The 24,614-nt window shown below is 52.3% G+C and carries 22 protein-coding genes; 6 read left to right on the top strand and 16 right to left on the bottom strand.

Annotated features, from left to right (window positions below; all coding sequences use genetic code 11):
• Nucleotides 1-43 precede the first annotated feature (43 nt).
• From raiA to EGM51_03355, 10 genes are all read right to left on the bottom strand, one after another.
• The gene (gene raiA / locus EGM51_03400) at nt 44-340 is read right to left on the bottom strand and encodes a ribosome-associated translation inhibitor RaiA (protein QBG46485.1); all 297 of its coding nucleotides are present in this window, start codon (nt 338-340) and stop codon (nt 44-46) included.
• Between the two features lie 19 nt (nt 341-359).
• Nucleotides 360-1,097 (bottom strand): LPS export ABC transporter ATP-binding protein, encoded by a 738-nt coding sequence (gene lptB, locus EGM51_03395; GenBank protein ID QBG46484.1) that lies wholly within the window; start codon nt 1,095-1,097, stop codon nt 360-362.
• Entirely contained in the window at nt 1,098-1,457 is a 360-nt protein-coding gene (locus tag EGM51_03390) for a hypothetical protein (protein QBG46483.1), read from the bottom strand. It abuts the gene before it with no gap.
• The gene (locus EGM51_03385) at nt 1,406-2,164 is read right to left on the bottom strand and encodes a hypothetical protein (GenBank protein QBG46482.1); all 759 of its coding nucleotides are present in this window, start codon (nt 2,162-2,164) and stop codon (nt 1,406-1,408) included. Before EGM51_03385 ends, EGM51_03390 begins: the two co-directional genes overlap by 52 nt.
• Nucleotides 2,161-2,649: a hypothetical protein gene (locus EGM51_03380; protein ID QBG46481.1), complete on the bottom strand. Its 489-nt coding sequence runs from the start codon at nt 2,647-2,649 to the stop codon at nt 2,161-2,163. Before EGM51_03380 ends, EGM51_03385 begins: the two co-directional genes overlap by 4 nt.
• Before the next feature lie 91 nt (nt 2,650-2,740).
• Complete coding sequence (locus tag EGM51_03375; protein ID QBG46480.1) at nt 2,741-4,390, bottom strand: 2,3-bisphosphoglycerate-independent phosphoglycerate mutase; 1,650 nt, start codon at nt 4,388-4,390, stop codon at nt 2,741-2,743.
• 313 nt (nt 4,391-4,703) lie between these two features.
• Nucleotides 4,704-6,509: an aspartate--tRNA ligase gene (gene aspS / locus EGM51_03370; GenBank protein ID QBG46479.1), complete on the bottom strand. Its 1,806-nt coding sequence runs from the start codon at nt 6,507-6,509 to the stop codon at nt 4,704-4,706.
• 11 nt (nt 6,510-6,520) lie between these two features.
• Nucleotides 6,521-7,762, bottom strand: a complete 1,242-nt coding sequence (locus EGM51_03365) for a histidine--tRNA ligase (protein ID QBG46478.1) — start codon at nt 7,760-7,762, stop codon at nt 6,521-6,523.
• A gap of 3 nt (nt 7,763-7,765) precedes the next feature.
• Nucleotides 7,766-8,047, bottom strand: a complete 282-nt coding sequence (locus EGM51_03360) for an integration host factor subunit beta (protein QBG46477.1) — start codon at nt 8,045-8,047, stop codon at nt 7,766-7,768.
• Between the two features lie 150 nt (nt 8,048-8,197).
• A complete protein-coding gene (locus EGM51_03355; protein ID QBG46476.1) occupies nt 8,198-9,001 on the bottom strand; it encodes an efflux RND transporter periplasmic adaptor subunit in 804 nt (267 codons plus the stop codon).
• Between the two features lie 192 nt (nt 9,002-9,193).
• Between EGM51_03355 and EGM51_03350 the strand changes: the two genes are divergently transcribed.
• The 6 genes from EGM51_03350 (at nt 9,194) to EGM51_03325 (ending at nt 17,161) form a co-directional block, all read left to right on the top strand.
• A complete protein-coding gene (locus tag EGM51_03350; protein ID QBG46475.1) occupies nt 9,194-10,606 on the top strand; it encodes a DASS family sodium-coupled anion symporter in 1,413 nt (470 codons plus the stop codon).
• The gene (locus EGM51_03345) at nt 10,603-12,099 is read left to right on the top strand and encodes a cyclic nucleotide-binding domain-containing protein (GenBank protein ID QBG46474.1); all 1,497 of its coding nucleotides are present in this window, start codon (nt 10,603-10,605) and stop codon (nt 12,097-12,099) included. Before EGM51_03350 ends, EGM51_03345 begins: the two co-directional genes overlap by 4 nt.
• Entirely contained in the window at nt 12,096-12,587 is a 492-nt protein-coding gene (locus EGM51_03340) for a response regulator (GenBank protein QBG46473.1), read from the top strand. The genes EGM51_03345 and EGM51_03340 overlap by 4 nt, the downstream gene beginning before the upstream one ends.
• Entirely contained in the window at nt 12,584-15,718 is a 3,135-nt protein-coding gene (gene smc, locus EGM51_03335) for a chromosome segregation protein SMC (protein QBG46472.1), read from the top strand. Before EGM51_03340 ends, smc begins: the two co-directional genes overlap by 4 nt.
• Nucleotides 15,715-16,383, top strand: a complete 669-nt coding sequence (locus EGM51_03330; GenBank protein QBG46471.1) for a hypothetical protein — start codon at nt 15,715-15,717, stop codon at nt 16,381-16,383. Before smc ends, EGM51_03330 begins: the two co-directional genes overlap by 4 nt.
• 91 nt (nt 16,384-16,474) lie before the next feature.
• Entirely contained in the window at nt 16,475-17,161 is a 687-nt protein-coding gene (locus EGM51_03325) for a hypothetical protein (GenBank protein QBG46470.1), read from the top strand.
• A 25-nt stretch (nt 17,162-17,186) separates the two neighbouring features.
• Here the strand turns inward: EGM51_03325 and EGM51_03320 are convergent, their stop codons facing one another.
• The 6 genes from EGM51_03320 to EGM51_03295 all read right to left on the bottom strand — a co-directional run bounded on the left by EGM51_03320 (nt 17,187) and on the right by EGM51_03295 (nt 24,596).
• Nucleotides 17,187-17,957, bottom strand: coding sequence for a DUF1080 domain-containing protein (locus EGM51_03320; GenBank protein ID QBG46469.1), 771 nt, complete (start codon nt 17,955-17,957; stop codon nt 17,187-17,189).
• 109 nt (nt 17,958-18,066) lie between these two features.
• On the bottom strand, nt 18,067-19,368 hold the full coding sequence (locus EGM51_03315) for a Gfo/Idh/MocA family oxidoreductase (protein QBG46468.1): 1,302 nt from the start codon (nt 19,366-19,368) through the stop codon (nt 18,067-18,069).
• A 62-nt stretch (nt 19,369-19,430) separates the two neighbouring features.
• Nucleotides 19,431-20,270 (bottom strand): AraC family transcriptional regulator, encoded by an 840-nt coding sequence (locus EGM51_03310; GenBank protein QBG46467.1) that lies wholly within the window; start codon nt 20,268-20,270, stop codon nt 19,431-19,433.
• Nucleotides 20,271-20,361: 91 nt separating this feature from the next.
• On the bottom strand, nt 20,362-21,714 hold the full coding sequence (locus EGM51_03305) for an MFS transporter (GenBank protein QBG46466.1): 1,353 nt from the start codon (nt 21,712-21,714) through the stop codon (nt 20,362-20,364).
• Between the two features lie 44 nt (nt 21,715-21,758).
• Nucleotides 21,759-22,622: a glycosyl hydrolase gene (locus tag EGM51_03300; GenBank protein ID QBG49234.1), complete on the bottom strand. Its 864-nt coding sequence runs from the start codon at nt 22,620-22,622 to the stop codon at nt 21,759-21,761.
• A gap of 75 nt (nt 22,623-22,697) precedes the next feature.
• On the bottom strand, nt 22,698-24,596 hold the full coding sequence (locus tag EGM51_03295) for a sulfatase (GenBank protein QBG46465.1): 1,899 nt from the start codon (nt 24,594-24,596) through the stop codon (nt 22,698-22,700).
• Between the last annotated feature and the right edge of the window lie 18 nt (nt 24,597-24,614).

Genomic DNA, 24,614 nt, shown 5'->3' with positions numbered 1-24,614 from the left:
CCACCTGAATAGCAACTCTTCATTCTGAATTCTTCACGAATCTTTACTTATGATGATCCTGTACTTTATCTCGCTCTTTGCGCATCTGGCGCTCGGCATGTTCAATGGAGCGGTCGATCGCATCATACAGATTCTCCGACCTCTCTTTTGCCGTTACGCGAATATGATTCGAAGCCTGAATAATCACTTCAGACACATTTTCCCGAGCTTCCTGATCAAGAATCACCCGAATGGTTTCTATTCGCGGAAACACACCCAGACATCGCTCCAGCTTCTCTTCCACGTGAGCTTTGACGTTGTCAGTGACATTGAGATGCCGACCTGTAATGCTAACTTGCATGGGTTGCTCCTTTCGTAGTTTACATACTGAACCGTGGACCCAGATAAAGTTCACGGCTCATTTCGTCATTCACCAAAAAGTCACTGTCGCCCTCACGCAGCACCTGGCCGTCACACAGCAGATAAGCCCGGTCCACCACCTCCAGGGTATCGCGCACACTGTGATCGGTAATCAGAACGCCCAATCCCCTATCCTTCAGCGTTTTAACAATTTCCTGAACATCAGCAACCGCCAGCGGATCCACACCGGCAAACGGTTCATCCAGCAGAATAATCGCCGGATTTGTAACCAGCGAGCGGGCAATTTCCAACCGCCGGCGCTCCCCGCCGGAAAGGGTATAGGCTTTCTGTTTCGCCAGTTTTGTAATTTTCAGGTCATCCAGCAACTGCTCGAGCCGCTCTTTCCGCTCCTTCGAAGAGAGCGGCAGCGTCTCCAGAATAGACATCACATTCTCCTGCACGGTGAGCTTACGGAAAATGGAAGGTTCCTGCGAAAGATAGCCCATGCCCATACGTGCCCGCTTGAACATCGGTGTGCCGGTAACATTCTTGTCGCGAAAAAAGACCTTGCCCTTCGTTGGCTTAATCAGCCCGACAATCATGTAGAATGTGGTGGTCTTACCCGCGCCATTGGGCCCCAGCAGCCCGACAATTTCACCGGCTTTGACATTCACATCAACTTCGCGGACGACCTTACGGCCTTTATATGCCTTCACCAGCTTTTCGGTCCGGATCAGATAGGTTTCTTCAGCAGCCATTTATTCGTCTAAATCTTTCAGGAATTTTGCTTTGGTTTCCTCATCCAGATAGAGCAGCACACGGGCGTTCGGTTCACACAGCATTCGCCGGTTTTCATGCCAGAAAAAAATCCGCTCTCCCGTCATCACATTCAGTCCCTGCTTCACCTTCGGCTCATCTTCGAGCGTAAATCTTCCCTCATCAGCATGGTACAGCGCACGCCCGGCCAACGCTCTCCTGTCGTCTGATTGGATTATTACTCCGCCGACCGCCTCTATCCAATCAATTTCGTGATCATCTTTCAGAAACAGGCGCACATTTTCACAATTCATTGCCGCCCGCGGATCACGCACACGCACATTTCCCACCAGCTCCGCCACCCCTGAGCTTCATCATAAACCGCCCGGTCCGCACGGATTTCCGTATCCAGTCTGGATTCACCTTCAATTCCATCCAGCACCAGCGCCGAATCTCCGGTAATTTGCAGCAATGCATTCGGCTCACAGATCATCCGGCGGTCACCGCGAATCCACAGCTGAATCCGCTCGCCCGACAATCGATTTCCGTCCTGCGATGCCGAGGCCCGGCCCTCCAGCTTCACAAAACCGCTGCGGTGATTATAGATGACATGATCCGCTGTCGCCGTCCGGTTACTTTGAACCAGCGTCACTCCGCCTTCCGCCTCAATAAACTCTACAGTATTCGAAGTCGAAAAACGCCCGATCAAACGCTCCGATGTCAACCGGCCCTCATCATCCTGCACCACCACATTTTCGTTCAGTGCAACATAACGCCGCTCATAATCCAGCGTCAGACTTCTTCCGCTCAGCAGCGTTTCCCCCGCTTTACGCCCCACCGTTTTCATCGCTTCCAGACGCTCGGAAAACGGAATAAACTCTTCCGCAACCGCAGCTCCGGACGCCGGCATACGATCTCCCGGCTCATCACCGGCAGCAGACGAAACCGTGCCGGCATCGTCAGCAATAGCTTCGATATCCGCCCACGACTCATCCCCCTCGGCATCATTCTGCGGTGAACATGAAACCAGCAGTAAAAGGCCCGAAAAAACAAAGAAGTACCGGATCACAGATCCTCCCCCTTCATCCCGCGCGCACCCTTTTTAACCAGAATCCGGGAATCCTCCAGAATTTCAAAACGGTTCCTGCCTGAACTGAAACGGAAACCGCGCCCGGCCACAGTCATTTGCTCCATTTCAATCAGCACATCCCCATCGGAATAAATGCTCAGGACCTTCTCATGCTCCGTTTCTTCCAGTGCTGTATAACACTGCGGTGCATAAACAGTCATTATCACCCGGCCCTCATCATAGACATCAATCCGGATATTCGTGACCTCAACCTTCCCGCCGTCAAGCAGTTTTGCATAACCGCCGAACAGACGGGCCTGCAGCTCTCCATCCTCCCCGTAATAAGGCACATTAATCCCTTCGATCCCGTCTCCGGAATCGAAATAATCATACAGGTTTACGGAAGACCCGACATCCGGAATCTGTGCAGATACAATTCCGCATAAAACAGTCAGTGCCAGAGCTGATTGCAGAGTAAGCTTCATAGATCCTATCTAATAACAGAAGAACGCCAAGGGCGCAAAGTAATCCATGCACACCTTCGCGTTCTTCGCGAACTTCACGGTTAACGTTCGTTTAGCCGACTGTTACCAGACTCGGCGTATAATCCTCCGGAGGCTCATATCCCAGCAGTGTGATGCAGGTCGCCGCCAGATTCGCAATCCCCGGTTTTTCAACATCGGCCTTCTTCGCATGCGCCGCATTCGACGGGTCATAAACAAACACCGGAACCGGATTCAGCGAGTGCGCTGTCTTCGGCAGCGGCTTTCCATCTTCATCGCGTTTAATCTCCCCGGTCTTTTTATCCAGCGCACACATATCATCCGAGTTACCATGGTCGGCCGAACAGACCATGATACCGCCGGTTTCCTTCAGCGCTTCCATAATACGGCCGACACCTTCGTCCACCGCCTCAATCGCCACTTTCACCGCTTCGAACACACCGGTATGACCGACCATATCGCCATTCGGGAAATTCAGACGGATAAATTTATATTCACCGCTTTTGATCGCCGCAACGACTTCATCGGTGATCTCTTCAGCTTTCATGCGCGGTGCATCTTCAAACGGGCAGACATCGGAAAGAATTTCCTTCCAGGTTTCCGTTTCAAATTTTCCGGAATTATTGCCGTTGAAGAAATAGGTCACATGGCCGAATTTCTGGGTTTCTGAAATTGCGAACTGCTTCACACCTGCATTCGAAAGATATTCACTCATCGTCCGGTCAATAGCCGGCGGCGCAACCAGGAACAGCTTCGGAACCCCCAGGTCGCCGTCGTACTGCATCATACCGGCGTACAGCACATCCGGCTTCGGACCGCGCGGAAACTCTTTCAGTTCCTCCGCTTCAAAAGCTTTGGTGATTTCCAGCGCACGGTCACCGCGGAAATTGAACAGAATCACACTGTCACCGTCCACAATCGGACCGACCGGAGCGCCGTCGCGCTCGATAACAAACGGTGGAAGGTCCTGGTCCAGAATACCCGGTTTTTCCGCACGGAAGGTTTCAACCGCTTCTTTCATGGAAGTAAACATCCGACCTTCCGCTTTCACGTGCGTTTTCCAGCCCGCTTCAACCATCGACCAGTTCGCATCATAGCGATCCATCGTAATCGCCATGCGGCCGCCCCCCGAAGCCACGCTGTAATCCACCGTTCCATCCGCATTCATTTCCGTCAGGAAATTTTCAATGCGTTCTACATATTCCAGAGCCGATGTCGGCGGAACGTCCCGGCCGTCAATCAATGCGTGCAGACGTATTTTTTTAATGCCTTCAGCTTTGGCCTGTTTCACCATCGCCTCAAAATGCTCAAGATTGGAATGCACATTACCGTCGGAACAGAGACCGATAAAATGGAGCGTCGAATCCTTTTCGGTCACATTTCCGATCACCTTTTTCCAGACTTCGCCTTCATACATGGATCCGGTATTGATGGCATTACGCACCAGCGCCGCACCCTGATCAAACACCCTGCCGCAGCCGATTGCATTATGACCGACTTCGGAGTTGCCCATATCACCGTCATCCGGCAATCCGGCTGCCCGGCCATGCGCCGCAACTTCAGTATAGATGGCATTTTCCTTCAGCCAGTCCAGATTCGGTGTATTCGCAATCTTCACATAATCCGTTTCCGGATTTTTCCCAATGCCGACACCATCCATAATAACGAGAACGACCGGCCCTTCGGGACCGCTAAAAGCTTCATTTTTCTTCAACTGTTCCATGGTAGTTCATCTCCTGAAGTTTCCAATGTTCAAAAAAAGTCCGGGAAATATGCCTGTCCCGGACCGTCTTGGCAAAAAAATACGCGGACGTTTTCCCCTGCCAACCGATAGATGACAATGCAGCACAATAATACGATCAGCTGCATTTGTCTCGGATTAACGCAACCTGAACTGCAGGTATATTCAGTTCTGTCCCCCCGAACAGGCCCTGTTAAACGGCCTTAACAGCAATCGCCAACCTGGACTCCGGGAACAAAAAAGCCGCCCGCAATGGACGGCTTTTCCAGAGATCGGAAAACTTCACGGATCGGAACTATTCCGCCGCTCCTTCTTTACCCTCTTCCTTCTCAGCCTTTTTCGGCAGATGCAGACGGAGGTGAAGGTCGCGAATCTGATTGAATTCCACATTGCCCGGAGCACCCATCAACAAATCCTGCGCTTTCTGGTTCATCGGAAACGCAATCACTTCACGAATGTTCGGCTCGTCGGCAAGCAGCATGACCATGCGGTCAACGCCCGGGGCAATACCGGCATGCGGCGGAGCACCATACTGGAACGCTTTGTAAAGTGCCGGGAATTTACTTTCCACGACCGACTGATCATAACCGGCAATATCAAAGGCCTTGATCATCATTTCCGGACTGTGGTTACGCACCGCACCGGAAGAGAGTTCCACCCCGTTCACCACAATGTCATACTGATACGCCAGAATTTCCAGCGGATCTTTGTTCAGCAGATCATCCATACCGCCCTGCGGCATCGAGAACGGGTTGTGCGAAAACTCAACCTTACCGTCGTCATCAAGTTCATACATCGGGAAATCAACGATCCAGCAGAATTTAAAGACATTCGGATCAATCAGATCAAGACGCTTACCGAGTTCATCGCGGACATGCGCCCCGATTTCAGTCGCTTCCTTTTCTTTATCCGCAATAAAGAACATCACATCCCCGTCTTCCACATTACCGAGTTCCTTCAGCGCATTGAGCGTTCCCTCAGAAAGGAATTTGGCAATCGGACTCTGCACTTCACCGTTGTTCCAGCGCAGATAGCCGAGTCCTTTCGAACCGACCGACTGCGCAAACCTGATCATGTCGTCAAAAAACTTACGGGATTCGCCGGCACAGCCTTTCGCGGCAATGGTCAGTACTTTACCGCCGGAAGCAACGACGCCGGCAAAAGCCTTGAAATCGCAGTCGCGGAACAGCTCGGTCGCATCCTGTATAATCAGCGGATTGCGCAGATCCGGCTTATCAGTTCCGTATTTCGCCATCGCTTCCTTATACGGAATGCGCGTAAACGGGATATCGTCGACTTTTTTATCCGAAAATTCAGTGAACACTTTGTGCAGCACCTTTTCGTTCACTTCGAACACATCCTCCTGCGTCGCAAAAGCCAGCTCCATATCAAGCTGATAGAATTCACCCGGAGAACGGTCGGCACGCGCATCTTCGTCACGGAAACACGGTGCAATCTGGAAATAGCGGTCAAAACCGGAGGTCATCAGCAACTGCTTAAACTGCTGCGGCGCCTGCGGCAATGCATAGAATTTACCGGGATGCACCCGGCTCGGAACCAGATAATCCCGCGCACCTTCCGGCGAGCTGCTGGTCAGAATCGGCGTCTGCATTTCCATAAAGCCCTCAGCCGTCATCAGTTCACGCAGACGACTGATGATCCGGGAACGCAGCACCAGATTACGATGCAGACTTTCACGGCGCATATCGAGGAAACGGTATTCCAGGCGCAGCGCTTCGTTACAGTCCTCATCCTTCGCCACCTGAAACGGAATCACCTTGGCTTCGCCGAGTGTTTCCATCTCTTCGGCAACCACTTCAATTTCGCCGGTCGCGAGGTTCGGATTAACCGCCTCTTCAAAACGGGCAACCACTTTACCCGTAAAGCAGATGGTGGATTCCACACGCCAGTGCTCAACCCCTTTGTAAAACGGTTTGGAAGGGTCAATCACCACCTGGGTCAGACCGTAATGGTCGCGCAGATCGATAAAGATGATTCCGCCATGGTCACGCACACTGTGCACCCACCCGGAAATCCTGACGGTTTCGTCGATGTGTTCTTTTCTAAGTTCGCCGCAAGTATGCGTTCTGTAACGATGCATCGTATTCTCCATTAAATCTTTTCGAACAACTCCGCAAGCGGCGCGTTTTCCTGCGTCCCCTGCTCCATATCCTTAATAACTAAAGTCTCGCCGGCAATTTCATCGTCACCGCGGATAATCACCTTGGCCGCACCGGACCGGCTGGCCTTGCGCATCTGCGCCTTCATACTTTTCGGTGCCAGCTCCATGCCGCAGCGGATTCCTTTAGCCCGAAGTTCAGCAGCCAGTTTCATATTCTCCATCAGCGCGCGTTCACCAAGCGAAACCAGCCAGATTCCGCCTTCCGGCGCAAACTGCTCTCCGGTAATCCCGCAGGCTTCCAGCGCCATAATCGCCCGCTCAAAACCAACCGCAAACCCCACGCCCGGAATATTTTTCCGGCCGAGATCGATCAGATAACGGCCGCCGCCGGCCAGAGCATCCTGAGCACCGAGTGCGGAATGACTGATTTCCCAGACCGTATGCACATAATAATCAAGCCCGCGGATGAGCTTCGGATCCACCGTCACCTCAACACCCATCGTTTCCAGCGCCCGGATAACCTGATCAAGATAGCTGCGCGATGCCTCGCTCATGAATTCAATCGGTGAAGGAATCCGGTCAACAACCTTCTGGCAGCTCTCGTTTTTACAGTCGATCACGCGCAGCACATTTTCATCAATCCGGCGCTGACAGTCCTCACAAAGCTCCTGCTCATACGGACGCAATGCTTCCCGCAGACCTTCCGCCACTTTCGGGCGGTCGGCCGGTTCGCCGCGGGTGCTTACTCTGATGGTGGAACCGGTCAGTCCCCAGGCATCCAGCAGACTTTTCTGCAACGCAATGGCTTCGGCATCGGCCAGCGGATTCGGTTCACCGGTAGCCTCCACGCCGACCTGATGAAACTGCCGTTTCCGCCCGGCCTGCGGACGTTCATAGCGGAACATCGGCGCGATGTAAAACACACGCGCATTCAGCCCCTCTTCACCACGTCCGGCCAGATGCCGCATAGTCCCTGCCGTGCCTTCCGGACGCATCGCCAGCTCGTGTTTGCTCGGTTTGAAGGAGTACATCTCCTTTTTCACCACATCGGTGGTTTCGCCGAGCGAACGCTGGAAAACGGTGATTTTTTCAAGCACCGGAGTGCGCAGCTCGTCGTAGCCGTAGCTGGTGAAAACGTTGCGCGCCCGTTCCTCCATCATGCGCCAGAGATAAATCTCCGGCGCCTGAATGTCGGACATGCCCTGAAGCGGCTGAAACTCGTTGGAAGCCATCGATTACTCGCCGGTAATACGTTCACGCATGATTTTGCCCGGCTTGAACTTCACAACCTTACGGGCCGGAATGGTTACCACGTTTTCGGGCTTGTTCGGATTACGGCCGATGCGCTGTTTGCGCTCACGGACTTCAAACACACCAAAATTACGAAACTCAACCGTATCGTCGTTTTCAAGAGCTTCAACAATATAGTCGAGGCTCTTCTGAATCACCGCATAAACATCCTGCTGAATCAGGCCGGTTTCGTCGGCGATGCGCATTACCAAATCACGTTTCGTCATTTTGATGTATCTCCTTGATTTATAGACGTTTCAATAAAAAGAACGCTTGTTTTCGCAAAAATGAACCACGGATAATAATCCGCCGCTTTTCGCGGTCAAGCTAATCCGGTGATAATTAGAAGATTAGGGTGATTTACCACTTCCCGGAAATCACCGGCCCAGAATATGAATGGCCAGAAACGTCCAGAATGCAAAAAAGCTGAAAATCGCGAGGCTTTTATTAAACAGATAAAAATGGTCTTTCGGATCAATCAGAACCGCCGCATCGGCGGCCAGCACATCACCCGCCGCCACCTCATCACCATCATGAACTTTGAATACCTGAGTATCACCGGCAGTAAACTCCTGCAGCTGACCGTCTGCACCGGTGACTGTTATTTTCCGGGATTCTTTATCAAGCGCAACCGTACCATCAAATTCAGCCGGAACACGGTCCACCATCGTATGCGCCCCGACCCTGATCTCCACCACCTTCCCTTTTGTCGGCGAAAGCAGTACAGCAGAATCGATTTTGTTCTTTAATTCAGTCACCCGTGCGTGCGCTTTTTCACGTGCAGCAAGAGCCTCCTCTTCGCTTTTCACGATATCGGCATACCCCTGATCCGAAACCCCGTTTTTCTCTGCATTCTTGCGCGCCAGCTCCATCATCTGATGTTTTTTGCGTTTTTCAGTAAATTCCTTTTTGGCTTTTTCATACTCTTCAGCAATCCGATCGCTGCGCAACCGGGCAATCACCTGACCTTCACCCACGGAATCCCCGACCTCGACCAGTACATCCTCAACCGTCCCGTCCACCTCAAACGTGGCCATCATCTCCAGCGGGTGTTTTCTGAGAACTTTTTCTGAAGGAAACCAGGCATCTTTGATCGCCCATAGGCAGAGAAAGAAGAAAATCGCGGCGAGCACGATAAAATCGTTAGTTCCTTTAACATTATACTTACGTTTTGCCGGCATGTATATCTCTCCCGATTACCAAAGCGTACACGGTTGCAAACTGCTCCGGCCTTGTCTACCTGTATTTTTTGTAAGAAGGCGAAGATGACACCACAGCATCATAATATTCTATCCGATATTTCTGTTTGCCGATTGCCTTGAAAACAGCTTTATGCATAATGCGCAGATTTACTATTCGGGGGAAAAGTTAATATGACAGTAAAAGCTTCAGGGTTCAGTAAAACCAAAATGGCGGGTCTTTTCATTGCAATCATTGCATTCATTATTCCGTTTGCGGTTCAATTCGAAGGTCTTTCGCTTACCGGCCACCGTGTGCTTTCCATCTTTCTGATGGCGATTGCGCTATGGATTTCAGAAGCCATTCCGCTCCACGCCACAGCAGCACTCATCATCATTCTGGAAATTCTCTTTATATCCGACAAAGCCATGCTTCCTCTGCCGGACGGATTTGATGCACCCTCTTATAAAAGCTTCTACGGCGCACTTGCCAGTCCGGTCCTTATGCTCTTTCTCGGCGGCTTTTTCCTCGCCGACGGTGCGGCCAAATTCAATCTCGATACCAATCTCGTCCGCGTTCTGATTAAACCCTTCGGAACCAAACCCTCCCGGGTGATTCTGGGGCTTATGCTCATCACCGCCATTTTCTCGATGTTCATGAGCAACACCGCCACCACCGCAACAATGATCGCCGTGGTCCTGCCGCTCATTGCCAAGCTTCCGGAAGGCGACCGCACGAAAATCGGCCTCGTTCTTGCCATTCCGGTTGCGGCGAACATCGGCGGGATGGGCACCCCGGTCGGCACCCCGCCAAACGCCATCGCGCTGGGAGCGCTGGCCAAGGAAGGTATTAACATCAGCTTCGTGAACTGGATGATCATGGTCATCCCGTTCATGCTCATCGTGCTGTTCTTCGCCTGGTTTGTCCTTGCGAAATTCTACGCCCGGAACGATTCCAAAATTGAAATTGATATCGACTCCAAATTCCAAACCACTCCGAAGGCTATTCTTTTCTATATTGTTGCCGCAGCCACGATTCTGCTCTGGTTCACCGAAAAACTGCACGGCATTCCTTCGACCATTGTCGGCTTCATGCCCGTTGTCGTACTGCTTGCCACCGGCGTAATCAATACCAAGGAATTCCACTCCATGCAGTGGAGCGTACTCTGGCTCGTCGCCGGCGGCATTGCTATGGGCAGCGGAGTCGGCAGAAGCGGGCTGGATCAATGGCTGATCGGCCTGATCAACTGGTCGGAAATGTCTCCGGCCTTTATTGCCGCCGGCATGTTTATCGCCGCTCTGCTGATGGGCTCCGTCATCTCTCACTCGGCCACCGCCAACCTGCTGGTCCCCATCGGTATGAGCCTGGCCACCGCCCCCGGTGTGGCCATCAGCCCGGTGGCCTCTGCCGTATTCATCGCCATCGGCTCCTCGCTCGCCATGGCTCTGCCGATTTCAACCCCGCCGAATGCCATCGCCTACGCCACCGGCGCCATCAAAACCAAGGATATGGCCATCACCGGTATTATCTTCGGCCTTCTCGGCAGTATTCTGTACGTCGGTTTTGCGTCAAAACTCTGGAATCTCCTTGGAGTCATGCCTGAATGAGTGAAGCCTTCAACCCCCTTCAGATAGGCCTGCTCAATCTTCCCGAAGAAGAGATTGAAGACGGCCTGATCTCCGAACTCGACTATCAGCTCAATTCTCCGCCCCGGCTCAGTATCGAACCGGGGGTCACTCTGTTTGAAGAGGAACAGATCCTTAACGGCATATGGATTCTTCTCGAAGGACAGGTTGAACTCTACCGGAAAATCAACGGCGAACGGATCATCTTCCATTCACAAACCGCCGGACGCATTCTCGGCCTGATTGCACTGGCCCGGAACTCCCGTGCAGTTTTTTCCTGCTGCGCCAAGACCCCGCTCAAACTGCTGCGGGTGACCCATCAGCAGCTCGACTCCGCCCTTCAGAAAAGTGAAACTCTGCGCAACCTGTTCATATCCGTGCTGCTCCAATCCATGGGCCGGCGGCACAAACGGCAGATCGAACTTCAGGAAGAGATTTTCAAACTCAACAAGGATATGGCCTCTCAGCACAAACAGGTGGTTCAGACGCTCGACGAACTGCAGAAAGCCCAGGCCATGCTTGTTGAATCGGAAAAAATGGCCACACTCGGCCAGCTTTCCGCCGGAGTCGCTCACGAACTCAACAACCCCGTCTCCGCCCTCATCCGCGCCTCTGACTTTGTACATAAAGATCTGCTGGCTCTTGCCGACCAGATGACCGACAGCCGCAGCATGCAGGAAATACTCAACCGTTCCTTTCATTCAGAGCCGATCTCCACCCGGGAGCAACGCGCTTTACGGAAAAAACTAACGGAACAGCTCAATAGCCGGGAACTTGCCGAGCGCATGGTCAAAATCGGCATCCACGATCTCGGAGAATACGAAAAACTCGCCTCCGGCATTCCCGGGAGCCCGGACGAACGACTCAACAAACTCGAGCTCTATCATCAGATCGGCTCCGCGCTTCGCAACATCAACAGCTGCGCCGAACGCATCTCCGGCATTGTGCAGAGTCTGCGCTCCTACATCCACGCCGACAGTCCGGAAAACGAATACATTTCCGTCCACAAAGGAATCGACGACACCCTCCTGCTCTTTTCCAACCGGCTGCGGAATATTACCATTGAAAAAGAATACGGACAAATCCCCGGAATCATTGCCTGCGCCGGAGAACTGAACCAGGTCTGGACCAACATCATCGGCAATGCGCTTGATGCCATGGGCGACGAAGGCCGGCTGATCATCCGGACCCGACAGAACGATGACGGAACAATCAGCGTCGGAATCATCGACAACGGCCCCGGAATTCCTCCGGAAAACATTCCGAAAATTTTTGAGCTCCGATTCACCACCCGCAAAGGGCGGGTCGACTTCGGGCTCGGGCTCGGGCTCTCGATCACTAAAAATATAGTCACCCGGCACGGAGGAACCATCGACGTCACTTCGGAACCGGGACGCACGGAATTTTCCATCACCCTCCCCGTTGAAGGCCCGTCGAAATCCGTATTAATATCAAGTCAGGAGAACGCATCATGAAAAAAATCGCCATACTGTGTGTAGAAGATGAAACCGAAGTCCGCGAAGCCATCCTCCGCGACCTCAAACCATTTGCCGATACCTTCCGTATCGAAGCCGCAGAAGATGTCAGCGATGCCCGCGATGTCCTTCAGGAATTTAAAGACGAAGGGATTGAACTCGGGCTTGCCCTTTGCGACCACATGATGCCCGGCGAAAGCGGCGTTGAATTTCTGGTATCGCTTGAAAATGATGATGAATATCAGAATTCCCGTAAAGTCCTCATCACCGGCCAGGCCGGTCTCGAGGACACCGTCCGCGCCGTAAATGAAGCCAACCTCCACCACTACATTTCAAAACCCTGGAACCCCGAAAAACTGACCGAAGTGGTCAAAAAACAACTCACCGACTACGTCATCGAAAACGCCGAAGATCTCAAGCCCTACGTCGCCTGCCTCGACGGAGCGCGCCTCATGACTGAAATTGCCAAATTCGGCACTGATAAATAGGCGTTTCAACCGGGAGAATCAGACCGAGCGGAACCGCCGGAAAAACGCGGCGGTTGACGGTTCCGGCTCCTCGGCCGAGTTCCGGACGGCCGAGGCCGCCCCGGCTCCTTTTTTCAACCATCGGAACGTTATGGCAACACCTGATTTCCGGCCAGTTTCGGTTTTTCTCCGTTCTGCGGATTGTGCTAGTTTCGGCAATCGTTTTTTTGGAGGAAGATTCTGTGTATCTGAAAACCCTTGAAATTGTTGGATTTAAAAGCTTCGCGAACAAGACCAAGCTGGACTTCGAGCCGGGCATGACAGCGATTGTGGGCCCGAATGGTTGTGGAAAAAGTAATGTTTCCGACGCGGTTCGCTGGGTGCTTGGTGAGCAGCGCGCCCGTGCCCTGCGCGGGGCGAAAATGGAGGATGTCATTTTCAACGGTACCGATTCCGCCAAACCGCTGGGTATGGCAGAAGTCAGCATTACACTGGCCGACTGCTCGGAAGCTCTCGGAATCGAATACGACGAAGTCTGCATTACCCGCCGCGTTTTCCGCTCCGGCGAATCCGGCTATTTTCTCAATCGTAAAGCCTGCCGACTGAAGGATATTCAGCGCCTGTTCATGGACACCGGCGTCGGCACGGATTCCTACTCCGTACTGGAACAGGGTAAAATCGACCAGATTCTTTCTGCACGGGCCGACGACCGTCGAATCGTCTTCGAGGAAGCCGCCGGAATCACGAAATACAAAGCCGACAAAAAAGAGGCTCTGCGCAAACTCGAACACACCGAAGCCAACCTGCTGCGGCTGGACGATGTGGTCCGTGAAGTGAAGCGTCAGATTATTTCGCTGCAGCGCCAGGCCGGTAAGGCGCGCCGCTATAAGGAACTTTCCGAAGAGATGCGCACCCTCGATATCTATGTCACCAATCAGCGCCTCACAGAATATGCACAGAAACTCAATGAACTGACCGGCGAACTGCAGGTACTGGAGCACAAAGTCAGCGAACTTCACGCCCAGGTGGAATCAGCCGAAAAGGAGGCTGAAAGCTCGCGGGCCGCTCTGACTCAGCTGGAAGAAACCATATCCCGGGCCATGGAACAGGCTTCCGGTGCACGAAGTGAACTGGAACGAACCAGAAACCTGATTACCATGAACACCGACCGCATTGCCGAGCTGACGACCCTCGCGCAGCGCAATACGCAGGAAACTGAAGAAGCGCGGGTTCGCCTGGAAGCCCACCGTGCAGAACTCGAAAAAATCATTCACGATATCCAGGAGGCGGAAGTCGCCAAAGAGGCCGCCGGCATAGAACTGGAAAAGGTTACCGAGATTCAGAAACAGGCCGAGGAAAAAATGAACGCCACCCGCCTGGCGCTTAATGATCTGCGCAATGAATCCGTGGCCCTCGATTCCCGAGCCTCCAAAATGCAGAATGAACTCAATGCACTGGATGCGCGCGACCGCGAGGCCATGCTGAAAAAAGAGCGGCTGGCCACCGAAAAGGCCGAACTGGAACGCTCTCTGGCTTCGTACACGGAGCGTGAAGCGGAAATGACCGCCATGGTGGAAATGCTTCAGGATAAGGTATCTGAGCAGGCTGAAACATTGAACAATCTCAATTCAGACCGCGCATCACGTAAAGACCGCATTGTTGAAAACGAGCGCAAACTCAACGAGCTGCAGAAAACCGTCGCGGCCAAACGCGCCCGGCACGAAATGCTCTCCGGTGGTGAAGCGCGTCAGGAAGGCTTCCCGCCCGGTGCACAGATCCTGCTCAATCCCAAGGATGATTTTACCCCCGACCGTTCAGGCATTATCGGCCCGCTGGCCGAACAGATGACCACATCGCCGGAATACCAGACAGCACTGGAAGCGATTCTTCGTCCATGCATCGATGCCATTGTGGTTCGCGATGAAGCCCTCGCCCGCGAGACCCTTAACTGGCTGCGCGATAATGAAGCCGGCAGTGTGCGCCTTCTGAGCGTTGCCTCCTCAAAAGAGGAGGCACAACTTGACTCTTCGGCCATTGGCCGGTCATTGCTCGACTGCATTACGTTTGACGATACGGTTGCCCCACTGATTCGCCGGCTCTTCTGGAATGTCCGCGTGGTGGGGTCCGAAGTTGAAATTCCGGACGTCCTTTCCGCCGATACGGTTGTTGTCACCCAGAATGGAACCGTTGTATCCGGATGCGGTTCCTCCGAGCTCTGGATGCCGGGAACGGAAGACAAAAGTCCTCTCGCCCGCCATCAGATGCGTGAGCAGCTGCAGGACGAAATTTCCACACTGGAACAGGAAATCCAATCGCTGGAAACCGAACTGGACACGCTACGCTCTGATGAATCCACCATTGCCGAAACCATCAACCATGCGCGCAGTATGCTCGAAGAGTTCCGCCGCGAACTCGCGTTGCAGGAGGGTGAAAAACAGGTCATTGTCCGGGAAACGAAAACAGCCCGGGATCGCATTGAAACGGTAACGTTTGAACTGAACAGTCTGCAGGAAAACGAGAGCGAAGGTACGGAGCTCAGACAGAAACTGGCGACAGAACTGAAGGAGTGCCGCGACCGTCAGGCCGAGGTGCGCCAGACCAGTGCCGAGCAGACCCGCATGCTGACGACTCTGGAGGAAGAGAGGAACTGTGCTTTGCAGGTTACCTCCGAACACCGGATTATCTACTCGCAGAAGACCAATATTCTGGAACATCTGAACAATCGGAAACAGCCGATGGAAGCCCGCATCGCGGAACTTGAAGAACTGATCAACGAGCGGTCGAGCGGCGTGGATTCCTATAACCGCCGCATTGAAGATCTTAGAATTTCCATCGAAGAGGAGCAGAGCAGGATCCAGCCGCTGGAAGAGCGGCTGGAAGAAACCTCCCGGACACTGGAAGCGGAACGTTCGCGCCGCGAAGAAACCATACAACTGCTGACCACGGCCGAAAACCGCCTCCGGGGAATCCGGAAGGATCTTGAGACCGAACAGAACAGAAAATCAAAATTTGAAGTGGAAAAGGCTGAGTTCAAAATGAGGTATGATAATGCCCTGGAGCGTATCACCGGGCCTATCACATCACGAAAGAAGAACTGGCGGAAGCCGACCCTCCGCAATGGGAAAACGATGAAATTCCGGAACGTGAAGTGATCGAAACCCGCGTAGCCGAGCTGCGGGCCAAACTGGACTCAATGGGACCGGTCAACCTGGTGGCCATCGAAGAACATGCAGAACATGAAGAGCGCTACGCCTTCCTGATGAAACAGCAGGAGGATCTGTCTGCCGCCAAACAACAGCTGCTTGAAATGATCAAAACTATCAACAGCACCACCACAGAACTCTTTAAAAATACGTTCGACAAAGTGAATGCCGAGTTTCAGGAAATGTTCAAGAAACTCTTCGGCGGCGGCTCGGCAAAACTGGTTCTGACTGACGATGAAGACGTTCTGGAGGCGGGTATCGAAATCATTGCCCGTCCGCCCGGAAAAAAACTGCAGACCATCTCATTGTTATCCGGTGGAGAACGCACAATGACGGCGGTGGCTTTGCTCTTCTCGCTGTTTAAAGTGAAACCGAGCCCATTCTGTGTACTCGATGAACTTGACGCGGCACTGGACGATGCCAACATCAACCGCTTTGTCGAAGCACTCACCGACTTCCTGACTCAGTCGCAGTTCATCATTATTACTCACAGCCGCCAGACGATTGCCGCAGCCAGTGTAATCTATGGTGTAACGATGCAGACCCGCGGTATTTCAAAGGTTGTTTCCATGAAGTTTGCCGACTATCAGGCAAATGAAAAAAATATGAAATAAACACGAAAAACCGACCGGTATTGAGCGTTTATCCCGAAGACCGGTCAGAAGCTGTGAACTTTCTGGTATACAAAAAAAGATAATCGTTTTTATGAGCACAGATAAACAATTTGATTTCTGGTATGCGGTAAACAATACCGAGCTGATCACTACACCGTCCGGTCAACTGGAAACCTTCGGCGATACCGTGGTTAATTACCACCTCGTCTGTCAGCAGATGGACCGCATCGACACCGTCATCGTGCGCGAGGGCCATTTAAAGGCCCTGAAACCGGCCATCATCACCCCGCAGTCTCTGGGACAGGTCGATGTCGGAGATCTGGGTGCTGATGCTCAGGCATATGCCGACTGGCTCCGGGAACACGCCAATGAACTCCGGATTATCCAGTATGGCTTCACACTGGAAAAACAGGAACTGAAGGAATACATGGTCACCGACCATATTAATAATGTACTGGACCGCGTAAAAAAGGAGGTTGCAGCAAAAGATGATCCGCTGAGTGCTATTCTGGTCGGGGTGGATGATCCATGGCAGGTCTGCCTGATGAAACTGATGGTTGATCTGGTACAGCATTCTGCTCAGGGCAATATGCAGGATTTTCAGCAGCAGTCCGTTGATATGAAAAAACGCCTGATCGATAACATCGACAAAGCGTTTCTTGAAGCCTCGCGCGATCCCTCAAAAATCAACGGTCTGGCCAAAATGCTGAAACTCAATAATCTATGGGAAAAGTACGAGGACCGTTTCTTCGCCCTCGTCAAAGCGTCCGGAAAATAGCAGATGCACTCCGCCGCCGGCCTCTTCATTTTTCAAGATCTCTTATCCATATGTTGCGATACTCAACCGGACTGCCGTGGGCCTGAATCCAGAACGGACGTTTAGCCTCGTGAGCTTCATAGGGCAGCACCTTATTATGCCGGGTCGGTCCGGTAATCTCCGTATTGACGTGAACAAAGACCCCATTGTGCATCACTGTAACATACGCCGGAGTCACCAGTTTGCCGTCCTTGAAAACCGGAGCTTTAAAATAGATATCATAGGTCTGCCATTCACCCGGTTTGCGGCAGACATTAAACATCGGCGGTGTTTGACCGTACACCGCAGCAGCCGAGCCGTCGGCATAGAGCTCAACCGAATAAGAATCAAAAACCTGAATTTCATATTTCCCCATCAGGAAAATTCCGCTGTTGCCCGAATTATTGATCTTGTCAGTATTGATCTCTGTCGGCGTCCGCCATTCGATATGAAGCTGGCAGTCACCGAATGCATCCTTACTCGAAAGACCTCCATTGATCCGGATGGCTCCGTCGATAACCGGACATTTCGTATGCAGTTTATCGAGTGACGTTCCGTCAAAAAGAACGATGGCGTCCGACGGCGGCGGCGTCATTCCCTTATACGGTGCGGGTTTAACGCGCGGCGGCTGCGGACGATCCTTCTGATGAACAATCCAATCCTGTCCCGGAATTTTCGGGGTCCACGTCACTCCCTGACTTTTGTATTGATGAAATCCCTCTTCAGCCAATACGCCGAAAGAAAACAGCAATGCAACGTAGATAATCCATTGTTTCATGGCCTGCCTCCGTCTCTAATTGATACTATTCAGTTAACCATCGAATCCACTGAACACACGAATTCGGAACATCATTTTTCCCGCATATTCAATGTAATCTCGGGGTGATTTAAGCGTTTTTCCAGTCCTCAGAAGCCTTGCGGGAACGAAGAGCATTAGCTTCTTCATCGTCAGGAAACTCTTCCTTTTCCGGATCCCACTTGACCGTCCGGTTCAGCTTCATGGCAATGGAACCGGTCAGTAGAGTCGTGCTCAGACGATGCAGATCCTCGGCATCATAATTCGGCTTCGCACCTTTGAGTACAACATCAAGGAAATTGCGTTGTTCATAGGGAGGCATCTTCCAGATTCTGCTGTTTTCATATTTAGCCTTCAGAATCTTTTTATCGTGCGCCATCAGCTGCCCGCGCCAGCCGTCGCATCCGCACCAGCCCTTTGTGCCATAGAACATGATACGGGGCTGCGACGAGAGTACATTCATCGTCACACCGTTTGCATAGGTAAATTTCAGGTCGAAATAATTCGGGACATCATTCATGGAATTCTTCGGAATAATGAACTTAACGGGTTCCACTTTCACCGCGCTGGTCCGTTCGGAGAAATTGGCGACCTGAGCGGTATCACACAGATGCATCCCCCAGTCAGTCAGAACACCTGCCGCAAAAGCATCCTGCTGCCTCCAGGCCTGCGGTTCCGTACGGTTTGCCGTGTACGGCTTATAGTGCGCAGGACCCAGCCACATTCTGTAGTTGAAATCATCGGGAACAGGGATTTCCGGCAGATTCGGATAGCTCCAGGATTTGTAGGGCAGGCCGACATCGATTTTTATCAGATCGCCGATAGCTCCGTTGCGGACCGCTTCAGCCAGTTTATAATAGTGAATGACCGCACGATCCTCGAGACCGACCGTGAACACCTTTCCGGTCTTCTTCTGTACATTCACCAGCTCGCGCCCCTCGGCAATCGTCAGGGTCGGCTTTTCGCTGATCACATGCTTACCGGCCTCCATGGAAAGAATCGAAAGCGGAACATGCCAGTGGTCCGGTGTGGAGATACAGACGGCATCAATATCATCCCTCGCCAGCAGATCGCGGAAATCGGGAATACCGGCGCATCCTTTATCGCCGTATTTCTCATTCACGATATGCTGTGCATTGGCCTGGTTTTTCGCCTTCACATCGCAGACCGCAATCACCCGGCAATCCTCCTGCTGCAGAAAGTTTTTCATATTCACTTTTGTGCCCTGGTTACCGACACCGATAAAGCCCATAGTCAGCATTTTCGACGGTGCTTTATCGCCGAGAACCGAAGAAGGAATAATTGTAGGTGCGGCAACAGCACCGGCAGTAATAACACCGGCTTTCAGCGTACTGCGGCGAGATATGACGGAGGTACTTTTATCTGTTTTCATAGTGAATAAATATAGCAAAACCACCCCGGATTCCTAAGAAAACTATCCTCCCAATAACTGGACTATTGTGTCATATTCCTATTTTTAAGCTTCCGCAATGATCCCGGAGAAACACCGGTTTCTTTCCGGAACTGCCGGATAAAAAAAGGCACATCGGTATAGCCCAGCGTATCAGCAATTTCAGAAACCGAGCTGGTTGTCATCCCAAGCAACTGAATCGCCCGGGCAATACGACACTCGATTACATATCGGTTTGGAGACGTACCGGTAAGCCGGTTAAACCAGCGGGTAAGCTGCGAGCGTGAAAGTCCTGTTATTTCACACATCACCTCCACCCGCCAGTCACCGTCTAGATTCCGTTTAATCTTCTCCAGCAACTCCTCCACCAACAACTGGACTGCACTGAGACCGCCGACCGCCAGATTATCCTGCAGTAGATGGAATAATTGGCGCAGTGCCGTTTCTGTCTGAATATCAGAGCGGACGCCATCGTACTGCCGGCATTTCACAGCATATTCCGCAGTCTCTTCAAAAAGAGTCACCTCCCGAATCGGAGCATGAATAACACCAGCATCTTCCCCCACATCCGGCAGGTCTTCAAAGTGCGCCGCAAACATTGTCACCGGTTTACCATCTATAGCCCGCCCTACCAGTTTCTGCCCCGGTCGGAAAAGAAAACACATTCCCCGGGTCGCTTCCACAGTCTGCTCACCCAAACGATACAAAATATACCCGCTCATCACATACTGCAGAGTCAACACCTTGATCTCCACTTCCCATTTCCAGTTCCGTATATTATGCAGCATATACGGCGTCACCCGAATCGGAGCTTCCGGAAAAACCGGTTGCCCCTCTTCATAAACCGGAGTCTGAAACTTCAGCGGCTTGAACGCACCATCCATCAAATCAAAGTTCCTCTAAAACGCTCATGTGGAAAAATTACCTGTCATTATCACCATTGAAAACTTCCGGTTTACCGCATTCAGCAGGCCTCTAATACCGCTTTTTCCCGATCTGAGGCACCAGCAACTGGATAACGACCAGAGAAAGCAGATACATCCCGGAAAAATAGGCAAAAACAGGCACATAACTTCCTGTCCGGTCCAGAATGGACCCGGTAATGATATTCACAAAACCGCCGGTCATGTACGCCGTAAAACCGCCCATGCCCACAACCGAACTGATCGTTTCACGCGGCATGGTATCGGCCACCACACTGAAAAGGTTGGCCGACCATCCCTGATGCGCCGACCCTGCAATTCCCGCAATCAGTACCGCCATCCAGACCGCCGGAACAAATGGCGCAAAATAGATCGGGGCCACACAGAGAGCGCAGACCAGCAATGCGGTTTTCCGCGCCTTATTAAGCGTCCATCCTCTGGCCATCAGCTTACCCGCAAACCAGCCCCCCAGAATTCCACCGGCAGTGGCCACCACAAAAAAGGCACTGGTCCAGCCGCCGGTCGCCGCCTGCGAAAGGGCAAATCCTTTCTGCAGAAAATCGGGCAGGAAAAACTGATAAAAACTCCACGCCGGCCCGGCGAGAATACTGGCAATCAGATATGCCCACGCCGCGCGGTATCCAAACAGTTTAAGCCACGGAACCTTCACCGGAATCTCTTCATTATCCGGCTGCCCTTCCTGAATATAGGCCCGTTCTTCCCCTGAAAGTCGCGGATGCTCCGCCGGCGGTCGATAAAGAAGTTTCCATGCAATGACCCAGAGCAGACCAATCACTCCGGTAATATAGAACGTCAGCTGAAACCCCACTGTGCTGAACAGAAAACTCACAAGCAGTGGACAGAGCATTGCCCCGGCGTTGGAGCCCGCGTTGAACCAGCCCGTCGCCAGAGCTCTTTCTTTTTCCGGAAACCATTCCGCCACCGTTTTAATGGCTGCCGGAAAGTTTCCGCCCTGGCATAATCCCAGAGCAATACGGCCATAAATGAATCCGGCAGCCGTCATCGGAACCGTGACAACCGATATCACCAGCCAGGGAAACGTCGTCCGGATTTCCGGAGCAATAGCGGAAACGGTGGTTTCAAAATCCAGCAGCACCGCCAAACCATGCAATCCCGCAAAGAAACTCCATACCCCCACAAACCAGGGATATGCCTTCTGTACTCCCCACCGGTCACTTAAGCGGCCTCCGAGCAGATAACCGAAGGCATAGGCAAAGGAAAATGCACCGGAAATATAGCCGTAATCTGTATTGCTCCAGCCGAACATTTCGCTCAGCGGTGTTTTCAGCACACTGATACTGAGCCGATGCAGATAATTAATCAGAACCGACAGAAACAGCAGAACACAGATCGTCCAACGGAAATTCCCGGCACGGCTACTCATATGAACATCCCCGGGACAGCACTGTTTTCCATACGCATCATCGCCTACTCTTCAACCAGCTTCCAGGTACGAATCCAGTCATATTTGGTAGTGCGTTCATCCAGAGTCCCCGAAGCCACTAACCCGCCGTCTTCCGGAATCGGATTCCAGTCATAGGTTTCAACGGCCATGTGCAGATAGGCCGGCCAGTCCCAGTGCGTTTCCGGATTAATGGAATACATATATTTCCCATCCAGATAGAATCGGATTTCTTCGGGGGATTTCCACCAGGCACCATACACGAAATAACGGCTGGAATTCTTTTCCTCCAGATAGGCCCACCCCTGCGCTTTCGTCTCTTTCGGTTCACTGAAATAACGCCAGTGAATTGCGTTGGAGTGGAAAATGCGATCCCAGTTTTTCGCCCACTTTTTTGTCAGATCCGTCGTCCGCCCGACACACTCCTGAATATCAAGTTCCAACGCTTCATCCGGTCCGCCAATCGTCAGCATCCAGAACGTCGAAGACATCTCTGTGGCATTGGCTTTCATCCGACATTCATAATACCAGCCGACCTGTCCCGGCATGATAGAGCGGACAATTCCGCCTGAATACGTATAGGTTCCCTCCACGCCTTCATACGGCTCATCCAGCACGTCCACTTTCACACGCAGGTTGCCTTCCTCCACCCAGATATTGTCTGCAAGAAACAGTCCGGGCGGGCGGCCCTCCCACGTAAAGCTGTTCCCGACCGGTTCAACCTGCCATTTTTTCAGGTCCACTTTTTTACCGTTGAACTCATCTGACATGCCGTCCACAAGTTTCCATTTCATACCGGCAGGCAATGGATTTTCTCCTTCAACAAACGTAGGGGCTTTCGGCCCGCGTAATTTCGTTACGGACTGACACGACACCAGAAAAAGAGTCAAAAGCAATACGCTTCCTTTTGCCAGCGTCTGAATACTGTTTTTTTCAACCATTCGATACTCCAGGACAGTTTACGATTATAACTCAGGGATCAGCTCAGCCGGAATATCCAGCTTCTTATCATCAGCCCCTTTTACGAAATTGCTGATTTTATACCTGTTTTTAAGGCTCCAGTCGCATTCCACCCGACCGTCGCCCAGTACGATACGGCCCAGTTTCTGACGGAACCATTCCGCCAGTTTGCGGTACTCCGGATCCGCCGCCACATTGTTGCGTTCCAGCGGATCCTTGCGCAGATCATACAGCGCCGGCTCCGCTTTCTCCACCGGGCACTCTAAAGCCCATCGAATATTTTTGTTCAGATTACCTGCTTTCGGTAATCCGTTATTCGGACGGGTGCGCATTGAAAATGAAAAATCTTTCGAACGCATATAGGCGCGCGGACCATAAACCAGATTCATTTCGCCCAGCGCATACGCGCGTTTAACCGCTTTACCGGCGATCACCTCGGCCAGATCCTGCCCGTCGAGATAATCGAATTCCGGACCGTGAATATCCACACCGCCGGCCGCCAGAATCGTTGGAACAAAATCCACATATTCAACCAGTTCATCGTACACCAGCCCGGGAGGAAATTTCGTTTTATCGGACGACACCACAATCGCCGCATTATGAACCGACTGCCGCCACGGGCTGAATTTAGACTCAATGCCCTGCTCGCCCAGCTGCCAGCCATGATCTCCAACCGTATAGATAATCAGATAATCCCGTCCATTCTCCGCACAATACTGTTTAAATGCTTTAACCGCATCGCCGATCAGTTCATCCCCATGCGCACAGAAAGCAAAATAATCGCGGCACGCCTGCTGGAAATCATCGGGCGTAAATGCGCGACCGGCATCAACATCCTCCGGTGAAACCGGAAGAATCCGCATGCCTTTGCTCAACGACTTCAACTGCGGCGGAAGTTTTTCCACCTCGGCACCATCAAACTCCGGCATCTTATAGTTTTTATCCGCAAACCGGTCGCGGATGGACTGTGGCGGAAGAACCGGCGTATGCGGCAGCCGCAGCCCTACATCAATCATAAACGGCCGGTCCGAAGGAACCCCTCTCACCGCTTTACCCCACGATGTCGTATACGGTTTATCCGCATTGGAAAGATAATCCTTAAACTCCTTTACAATGTACGCATCGATGGTTTTATCCGCCGGCTGAGGATTCCGGCCGCCATAAATCAACGTATGTTTCCAGAATCCTTCCGGATAATTGCGCAGGAGTCCGAATTCCCGGTCAGTCTGTTCCCGCGCCGCGATATCCTCCGGCGTCAGTTCCGCGTCTTTCCGATCGATGAAATATTCACGCACAGTACCGTCCGCATACATCACCTTCTCTTCCTGACCCAGCACCACGGTTTTACCACCGACTTCTCTCCGGGAGACATGGGCAAAGATATCCCCCTTATCATTGGCCTGGAGATCATGCTTAAAATGAACATCCATTCCGAATATCCCGTCATTGTCATAGGTGTCCGCCGGATAGTTATAGATGTAGGAATCCGATTTACCGAAAGCACCGGTGCTGTAACCGTATTTCCGCATGATCTGATGAATAACCGGCTTCACAAAATCGGGCTCCTGATGCGTCTGCTCAAAAGCATAATGCCCGTTACGGAACGGATAGCGCCCCGTGTGCATGGAACCGCGCGACGGACCGCAGGCCGGAGAATTACAGATGGCGCGTGTAAACAGCACCCCCTCTTCGGCCAGCGCGTCAACATTCGGCGATTCCACATAGCCCAGCAGGTTTTCATCACAGCCGTAAACCGCCCGATTAAAACAGCACAGTGAGTCCGCCCGCTGATCATCGGTTACAATCCACAGAATATTCGGCCGGCGGTCCGACATTTTTTCCGAAGCCATCCCCGACACCGCCGAACAGACTGCCGCCAGCAAAAAAACACTGCTGAGTCTCATATTTCTTCACTCCTTTGA

The sequence above is a fragment of the Verrucomicrobia bacterium S94 genome, assembly GCA_004299845.1.
Lineage (GTDB): Bacteria > Verrucomicrobiota > Kiritimatiellia > Kiritimatiellales > Pontiellaceae > Pontiella.
The sequence above is the reverse complement of the archived record's forward strand: the minus strand, read 5'-3'. Positions and strand labels throughout refer to the sequence as shown.

Excerpts from the sequence above, each read along its gene's own strand:
- raiA (QBG46485.1), bottom strand. The coding sequence starts at position 340 with ATGCAAGTTAGCATTACAGGTCGGCATCTCAATGTCACTGACAACGTC.
- lptB (QBG46484.1), bottom strand. The coding sequence starts at position 1,097 with ATGGCTGCTGAAGAAACCTATCTGATCCGGACCGAAAAGCTGGTGAAG.
- EGM51_03380 (QBG46481.1), bottom strand. The coding sequence starts at position 2,649 with ATGAAGCTTACTCTGCAATCAGCTCTGGCACTGACTGTTTTATGCGGA.
- EGM51_03375 (QBG46480.1), bottom strand. The coding sequence starts at position 4,390 with ATGGAACAGTTGAAGAAAAATGAAGCTTTTAGCGGTCCCGAAGGGCCG.
- aspS (QBG46479.1), bottom strand. The coding sequence starts at position 6,509 with ATGCATCGTTACAGAACGCATACTTGCGGCGAACTTAGAAAAGAACAC.
- EGM51_03365 (QBG46478.1), bottom strand. The coding sequence starts at position 7,762 with ATGGCTTCCAACGAGTTTCAGCCGCTTCAGGGCATGTCCGACATTCAG.
- EGM51_03360 (QBG46477.1), bottom strand. The coding sequence starts at position 8,047 with ATGACGAAACGTGATTTGGTAATGCGCATCGCCGACGAAACCGGCCTG.
- EGM51_03355 (QBG46476.1), bottom strand. The coding sequence starts at position 9,001 with ATGCCGGCAAAACGTAAGTATAATGTTAAAGGAACTAACGATTTTATC.
- EGM51_03350 (QBG46475.1), top strand. The coding sequence starts at position 9,194 with ATGACAGTAAAAGCTTCAGGGTTCAGTAAAACCAAAATGGCGGGTCTT.
- EGM51_03345 (QBG46474.1), top strand. The coding sequence starts at position 10,603 with ATGAGTGAAGCCTTCAACCCCCTTCAGATAGGCCTGCTCAATCTTCCC.
- EGM51_03340 (QBG46473.1), top strand. The coding sequence starts at position 12,096 with ATGAAAAAAATCGCCATACTGTGTGTAGAAGATGAAACCGAAGTCCGC.
- EGM51_03325 (QBG46470.1), top strand. The coding sequence starts at position 16,475 with ATGAGCACAGATAAACAATTTGATTTCTGGTATGCGGTAAACAATACC.
- EGM51_03320 (QBG46469.1), bottom strand. The coding sequence starts at position 17,957 with ATGAAACAATGGATTATCTACGTTGCATTGCTGTTTTCTTTCGGCGTA.
- EGM51_03315 (QBG46468.1), bottom strand. The coding sequence starts at position 19,368 with ATGAAAACAGATAAAAGTACCTCCGTCATATCTCGCCGCAGTACGCTG.
- EGM51_03310 (QBG46467.1), bottom strand. The coding sequence starts at position 20,270 with ATGGATGGTGCGTTCAAGCCGCTGAAGTTTCAGACTCCGGTTTATGAA.
- EGM51_03305 (QBG46466.1), bottom strand. The coding sequence starts at position 21,714 with ATGAGTAGCCGTGCCGGGAATTTCCGTTGGACGATCTGTGTTCTGCTG.
- EGM51_03295 (QBG46465.1), bottom strand. The coding sequence starts at position 24,596 with ATGAGACTCAGCAGTGTTTTTTTGCTGGCGGCAGTCTGTTCGGCGGTG.